Source organism: Dialister succinatiphilus, from assembly GCF_928721695.1.
Classification (GTDB): Bacteria; Bacillota; Negativicutes; order Veillonellales; family Dialisteraceae; genus Dialister; species Dialister succinatiphilus.
This window is the reverse complement of record NZ_OV788641.1, coordinates 1-2500: the sequence shown is the minus strand read 5'-3', so window position 1 is coordinate 2500 and position 2500 is coordinate 1. Positions and strand designations below refer to the sequence as shown.

General features: G+C 52.6%; 2 rRNA genes (1 of these 2 cut by a window edge). Both read left to right on the top strand.

Features of this window, described 5'->3' with window-relative positions:
• Window positions 1–2301 (top strand): 23S ribosomal RNA (locus NW747_RS00010) (it extends 626 nt beyond the left edge of the window).
• Between the two features lie 80 nt (window positions 2302–2381).
• Window positions 2382–2498 (top strand): 5S ribosomal RNA (gene rrf / locus NW747_RS00005).
• Window positions 2499–2500 lie beyond the last annotated feature (2 nt).

The window sequence follows — 2500 nt, the reverse complement described above, 5'->3', positions numbered from 1 at the left end:
CCAGCAAGGTTAAGCAGGAAATGCGGAGCCGAAGCGAAAGCGAGTCTTAATAGGGCGATAAGTTGGATTGCATAGACCCGAAACCACAGTGATCTACCCATGTCCAGGCTGAAACACAGGTAAAAATGTGCGGAGGGCCGAACCTATATCCGTTGAAAAGGGTTAGGATGAGGTGTGGGTAGGGGTGAAATTCCAATCGAACGTGGAGATAGCTGGTTCTCCCCGAAATAGCTTTAGGGCTAGCCTCGAGGTAGAGATTGCAGGCGGTAGAGCACTGATCAGGAGAGGGACCTACCCGGTTACCAAACCCAGTCAAACTGCGAATGGCTGCAATTATACTCGGGAGTCAGACTACGACTTATAAGGGCCGTGGTCAAAAGGGAAACAGCCCAGATCATCAGCTAAGGTCCCAAATGCCGTGCTAAGTGGCGAAGGATGTGGCGTTTCATAAACAACCAGGATGTTGGCTCAGAAGCAGCCACCATTTAAAGAGTGCGTAATAGCTCACTGGTCGAGAGACGCTGCGCCGAAAATGTCCGGGGCTCAAGCACGGAACCGAAGCTATGGCATGACAGCAATGTCATGGGTAGGGGAGCGTTCTTATAAGGAAGAAGCATTACCGTAAGGAGATGTGGACATATAAGAAGTGAGAATGCCGGTATGAGTATCGAAAAGAAAGGTGAGAATCCTTTCCACCGAAAGCCCGAGGGTTCCTGAGCAACGATCGTCGACTCAGGGTAAGTCGGGACCTAAGCCGAGGCGGAGACGCATAGGCGATGGACAACAGGTTGAAATTCCTGTACCGGATGGAGTCAATTGAGCGAAGGAGCGACGCAGGAGGGCACATGATCGCGCGGCTGGAAGAGCGCGTCCAAGTGCGTATGCGTAGAGGGAGGCAAATCCCCCTTTACAGAAGCAGAGACATGATGGGGAGTTAAAGGAGACTTTGACGAACTCATGGATCCCACACTGCCAAGAAAAACTTCTAGCGAGACGAAATCCGCCCGTACCGTAAACCGACACAGGTAGGCGGGGAGAGAATCCTAAGGTGCGCGGGAAAACCCTCGTTAAGGAACTCGGCAAATTGCATCCGTAACTTCGGGAGAAGGATGACCCTGAGTAGGCGAAAGGGAGAAACCCCCGGAACAGAAAAGGGTGGCAGAAAAGAGGCCCAAGCAACTGTTTACCAAAAACACAGGTGCCTGCGAAAGCGAAAGCTGAAGTATAGGTGCTGACGCCTGCCCGGTGCTGGAAGGTTAAGGAGAGAGGTCAGCGAAAGCGAAGCTTTGAACTGAAGCCCCAGTGAACGGCGGCCGTAACTATAACGGTCCTAAGGTAGCGAAATTCCTTGTCGGGTAAGTTCCGACCCGCATGAAAGGCGTAATGATTTGGGCACTGTCTCAACGAGGGGCCCGGTGAAATTGAAATACCTGTGAAGATGCAGGTTACCCGCGACTGGACAGAAAGACCCCATGGAGCTTCACTGCAGCTTGAGATTGAATCCCGGTGACATATGCACAGGATAGGTGGGAGGCTAAGAAGTAATGCCTTTGGGTGTTACAGAGCCGATGTTGGGATACCACCCTTATGTTGCTGAGATTCTAACACGGAGACTAACAACCTCGTGGACCATCTCAGGCAGGCGGTTTGACTGGGGCGGTCGCCTCCTAAAATGTAACGGAGGCGCCCAAAGGTTCCCTCAGGCCGGACAGAAACCGGCCGAAGAGTGCAAAGGCAGAAGGGAGCTTGACTGCGAGACAGACAAGTCGAGCAGAGACGAAAGTCGGGCTTAGTGATCCGGTGGTACTGAGTGGAAAGGCCATCGCTCAACGGATAAAAGCTACCCTGGGGATAACAGGCTAATCTCTCCCAAGAGTTCATATCGACGGGGAGGTTTGGCACCTCGATGTCGGCTCATCACATCCTGGAGCTGGAGTAGGTTCCAAGGGTTGGGCTGTTCGCCCATTAAAGTGGTACGCGAGCTGGGTTCAAAACGTCGTGAGACAGTTTGGTTCATATCCATCGCGGGCGCAAGAAGTTTGAGGGAGGCTGCTCCTAGTACGAGAGGACCGGAGTGGACGGATCAACGGTGTACCAGTTGTCACGCCAGTGGCACGGCTGGAAAGCCGCATCCGGAAAGGATAAACGCTGAAAGCATCTAAGCGTGAAGCCCGTCCCGAGATGAGACTTCTCATCAGCAATGAGTAAGACCCCTTAAAGACGATGAGGTTGATAGGCTGTGAGTGGAAGTGGCGCAAGTCATGGAGCGACGCAGTACTAATAGGTCGAGGTCTTAGCTTAGATTTCACGAAAAGCACGACCAGAGGCGAGAGCCTTCGGGACTTCTTCTATGCAGTTTTGAGAGAACAGACTCTCAAAGATTCAGTGGCGATAGCTGTGAGGATACACCCGTACCCATGCCGAACACGGTAGTTAAGCTCACAAACGCCGAAAGTACTTGGCTGGAAGCGGCCCGGGAGGATAGGAAGCTGCTGATTAA